Raw genomic sequence first — 4,067 nt, forward strand, 5'->3', positions numbered from 1 at the left:
GCGCTCCTACTGGCCCGTATGAGCCCGCCCGAACCCGTCTGGACCACATCCGGACCCCTGCGTGCGTGAAAAGGCCGGACCTCTTGTGCGGGAGGTCCGGCCTTCGCGTGGCCCGGTGTCGCCCCGGGGTCACGTCCGACGGAGGAAGAGACCCGCGGCCAGCGCTCCGGCGAGGACGATCGCGGCGTTGACGAGGACCGCGAGTCCGATGCCGTCGAGGACGGTGGCGGAGGTGACGACGACGGCGCTCATGATCGGTGTGCCCATGGTGATGCCGACCTGCTGGGTCATCGTGGCGAGGCCGGTCGCCATGCCCTGCTCGGCGTCGGGCAGTCCGGAGGTGGCGGTGACCATGAAGCCGACGATGGCGAGCATGTTGCCGATGCCGCCGGCGAAGGTGGCGGTGAGCAGCAGCCAGAGCCAGCCGCGGTCGTCCCCGAGGCCGAAGAGGGCGAGGGTGGCGACGGCCTGGAGGAGCCCGCCGGCGACGAGGGCGGCCCGGTTGCCGTACCGGCCGATGAACCGGGAGGCGTAGACCCCGCCGAGGATCGTTCCGGCGCCGAGGACGCCGAAGGAGAGTCCGGCGGCGAGCGGCGAGAAGCCGAGGACGTCCTGGAGGTAGAGCGTCATCAGGAAGACCAGCGAGGTCTCGGTGACGAAGGCGACGAGTCCGGCGAGGTTGCCCCAGACCACGGTGCGGCGCCGCAGGATGCGTACGGGGACGAGGGGCGAGGCGGCCCGCTGCTCCACGAAGCCGAAGGCGACGAGGAGGACCGCTCCGGCGGCGAGGGCGGTCAGGGCGAGGGGGTCGGTCCAGCCGTGCTCGCCGGCGACGGTGAGGCCGTAGACGAGGGCGAGGAGTCCTCCGGTGACGGTGATCGCGCCGGGGACGTCGAGGCGGTGGCGGACCTCGGGGCGGCTCTCCTGGAGGACGGCGGGCGCGACGAGGAGGACCGCGAGCGCGACCGGCACGTTGATGAAGAAGGCCCAGCGCCAGGAGAGCAGCTCGGTCAGGACGCCGCCGAGGATGGCGCCGGTGGTGAATCCGGCGGACATGAGGGCGCCGTTGAGGCCGAGCGCCCTGGCGCGCAGGGGGCCTTCGGGGAAGGAGGAGGTGAGCAGCGAGAGCCCGGCGGGGGTGACGGCCGCGGTGGCGAGGCCCTGGGCGACCCTGGCGGCCATCAGCGTCTCGGGGCCGGTGGCGAGTCCGCCGACGAGCGAGGAGATCCCGAGGAGCGCCATTCCGGCGAGGAAGAGGCGACGGCGCCCGATCAGGTCGGCGACGCGCCCGAACAGCAGGGTGAATCCGGCGGCGGCGAGCGCGAAGGCGGTGGCGATCCACTGCAGACTGCCCAGCGAGAAGCCGAGTCCTTGGCCGATGAGGGGCAGGGCGACGTTCAGGATCGAGAAGTCGACGGCCAGCATGAACTGGGCGACGAGGAGGACGAGGAGGACGAGCCGCATGCGACCGTCCATGCGGGCGGGCGAGTCGTCTGTACGGGTGGAGAGCGCGGTGGCGACCATGGACGGACCCCTTAATGGGCTTCTGGTTCCATTAGGATGTCCAGGACCGTAGCAGAGTCGGAGCCATTAATGGAACAGGAGACCCGTTTGAGTGAGAGCCAGCCGGCCGCCGCCGGTACCGTGCGCCCCGGGGGCCGCACCGCGAAGGTGCGCCGGGCCGTCCTCGAAGCGACCGAGGACGCCCTGGCCGCCACCGGTTTCCACGCGCTGAACATGGACCACGTCGCCGCGAGCGCGGGCGTCGGCAAGACGACCGTGTACCGCCGCTGGGGCTCTCCGGTCGGCCTCGTCGCCGACCTGCTGCGGGACATGGCGGACCGGTCCCTGCCGGCCTCCGACACCGGCAGCCTGGCGGGCGACCTGCAGGCCAACGCCGGACTCGTCCTCAAGACCCTCACCGACCCCCGGATGGGCGCCGTCTTCCGCGCGGTGATCGCGGCCGCGGCCTGCGACGAGGAGTGCGCCGAGGCCCTGAACGGCTTCTACCGGGCCCGCCTGGAGGAATGGGCCCCCGTCATCAAGCGGGGCGCGGCCCGCGGCGAGATCCCGCCGGACACCGACGGTCTGGAGCTGCTGCGCGCGGTCTCGGCGCCGCTCTACTACCGCTTCATGATCACGCGCGAGCCGCTGGGCCCGGAGCACGCGGAGCAGGCGGTCCGCGCGGCCCTGACGGCCGCCGGTGGCGGAGTGTTCACCCGCCCGTAAGTAGTCCGTTGGCACCGGGGCGGCTGAGTACGCATACTCAGGCGCCCCGGCCTTCCCGCCCGGAGGATCGGAGGCATGCTCTGGTCCGACCCGAACAACGAGCCCCCGAAGGAGATGCGCGACATGCAGCAGATGCTGCGCCGCGCGTCCGTCCTGCTGGCGCTGGCGATGGTGGTGGCGATGTTCGTGGTCGGCGTGCACTGACAGCCGCCGTTCCGTCAGAGCCTCCGTACCGGCGCCGTACCGGCTTCGTACCGACGGAGCCGCCGCATCGGCGCCTTACTGGCTACGCTGCCCCCATGACTGCTGATCGCCGCCGTGTCGTGCTCGCCTCCGCCTCACCCGCCCGTCTCGGACTGCTGCGGCAGGCCGGACTCGCCCCCGAGGTGATCGTGAGCGGCGTCGACGAGGACAAGGTGCACGCCCCGACCCCGGCCGAGCTCGCGCTCGCCCTCGCCGAGGCGAAGGCCGCCCATGTGGCCGCGCGGCCGGAGGCGTTCGGCGCCCTGGTGATCGGCTGCGACTCGGTCCTGGAGCTGGACAAGCAGGCGCTCGGCAAGCCGGCCGACGCCGAGGAGGCCACGGCCCGCTGGAAGGCGATGCGCGGCCGGGTGGGCATCCTCCAGACGGGTCACTGCGTGTACGACACGGCCGCCAAGCGCTACGAGTCGGCGACCGCCTCCACCGTCGTCCGCTTCGGCGAACCGACGGACGCCGAGATCGCCGCCTACGTGGCGAGCGGCGAACCGCTGCACGTGGCGGGCGCGTTCACCCTCGACGGCCGTTCGGCGCCGTTCATCGACGGCATCGACGGGGACCCTGGCAACGTGATCGGCCTGTCGCTGCCGCTGCTGCGGAGTCTGCTGGGCAAGCTGGGTGTCGAGATCACCGACCTGTGGACGTGACCAGGTTCAGGCGGGCGCCGGCGCCCCTTCGGGAGTGCCGGCCTCAGGACTCTCGGGCGTCTCGGGCGTCTCGGCACCCTTGCCGTAGGCCACCAGCGTCAGCACGACCAGGCCGAGCACCACGGTCATGAACGCGAAGGCGCCCCAGCCGATCAGGCCGACCGTCACCGCGCCCAGCACCCCGTGCACGACCGCGCAGCCGATGAGCAGGGCGCGCCCGGCCCGGCCGGGGCGCTTGTCGCGGACGCCGGCGAGCAGAGCGACGGTGCCGCAGAGGGCGAGCAGGAGGCCGGAGACGATGCCGAGCACCCAGGTTCCGGCCACCATCGCGTCCGGGTCCAGGCCGTCCAGAGACATGGACTGGACCTCGACGAACCGCGCCATCACGGCGTTGAGCGCGACGATCCCCGGTGCCTCGATGAAGAGCACCGCCGCCGTCACGAGTGCTATCGGTCTGCGGGCCACCTGGGCCTCCCCTGTGTACGGCTGCTCGGCTGTTACCTGGAGTACGGACGACAGCGCGAAGGCTACTGACTGGTAAACCTTCGGACAAGAGTCTGCACGGGGGCACCACGCGGCAAAGAATCACTGGGCCATTCGTAGGGACTCCACAAAGAAACCCGTTGGGCGACTGGCCTGGGGAACAGAGACCTGCGCCACACCTCGGAGCTACTGTGCCGTAAAGGAACCCTGCGTACCGTGGTACGACAAGGGATTTCACGACCCCGAACGCCTCGTATCACGCTCCGTGTGGGCAAGCTCACCACTGGGGACGGGTCGAAAGGCCGTGTCGGCAGTCCCTAAACTCAGCTTGTTTCAAGGAGGGAGCCATCGTGCGCAAGGTGCTCATCGCCAACCGTGGCGAAATCGCTGTCCGCGTCGCCCGGGCGTGCCGGGATGCCGGAATCGCGAGCGTAGCCGTCTACGCCGATC

At 71.3% G+C, this 4,067-nt stretch carries 6 protein-coding genes; 4 read left to right on the forward strand and 2 right to left on the reverse strand.

The annotated features are described in order from the left end of the window. Positions 1–129: 129 nt before the first annotated feature. Positions 130–1,524: an MFS transporter gene (locus IE136_RS15245; protein WP_158989742.1), complete on the reverse strand. Its 1,395-nt coding sequence runs from the start codon at positions 1,522–1,524 to the stop codon at positions 130–132. 36 nt (positions 1,525–1,560) lie between these two features. Here IE136_RS15245 and IE136_RS15250 point away from each other — a divergent pair, with 36 nt between their 5' ends. The 3 genes from IE136_RS15250 to IE136_RS15255 all read left to right on the forward strand — a co-directional run bounded on the left by IE136_RS15250 (position 1,561) and on the right by IE136_RS15255 (position 3,134). Then, a complete protein-coding gene (locus IE136_RS15250) occupies positions 1,561–2,229 on the forward strand; it encodes a TetR/AcrR family transcriptional regulator (protein WP_158989740.1) in 669 nt (222 codons plus the stop codon). A gap of 75 nt (positions 2,230–2,304) precedes the next feature. After that, a complete protein-coding gene (mmpB, locus tag IE136_RS36420; RefSeq protein ID WP_268247929.1) occupies positions 2,305–2,433 on the forward strand; it encodes a morphogenic membrane protein MmpB in 129 nt (42 codons plus the stop codon). Positions 2,434–2,528: 95 nt separating this feature from the next. Further along, a complete protein-coding gene (locus IE136_RS15255; RefSeq protein WP_158989738.1) occupies positions 2,529–3,134 on the forward strand; it encodes a nucleoside triphosphate pyrophosphatase in 606 nt (201 codons plus the stop codon). Positions 3,135–3,140: 6 nt separating this feature from the next. On the opposite strand, the gene IE136_RS15260 is transcribed toward IE136_RS15255, so the two are convergent. Further along, positions 3,141–3,599 carry a hypothetical protein gene (locus IE136_RS15260; protein WP_189600584.1) on the reverse strand — a complete coding sequence of 153 codons (459 nt, stop codon included), beginning with the start codon at positions 3,597–3,599 and terminating at the stop codon, positions 3,141–3,143. Positions 3,600–3,967: 368 nt separating this feature from the next. Here IE136_RS15260 and IE136_RS15265 point away from each other — a divergent pair. After that, positions 3,968–4,067: biotin carboxylase N-terminal domain-containing protein (locus IE136_RS15265; protein WP_157847070.1), on the forward strand; the 100-nt coding region annotated here is incomplete at its 3' end.

This window comes from Streptomyces lateritius, assembly GCF_014649715.1.
GTDB lineage: Bacteria > Actinomycetota > Actinomycetes > Streptomycetales > Streptomycetaceae > Streptomyces > Streptomyces lateritius.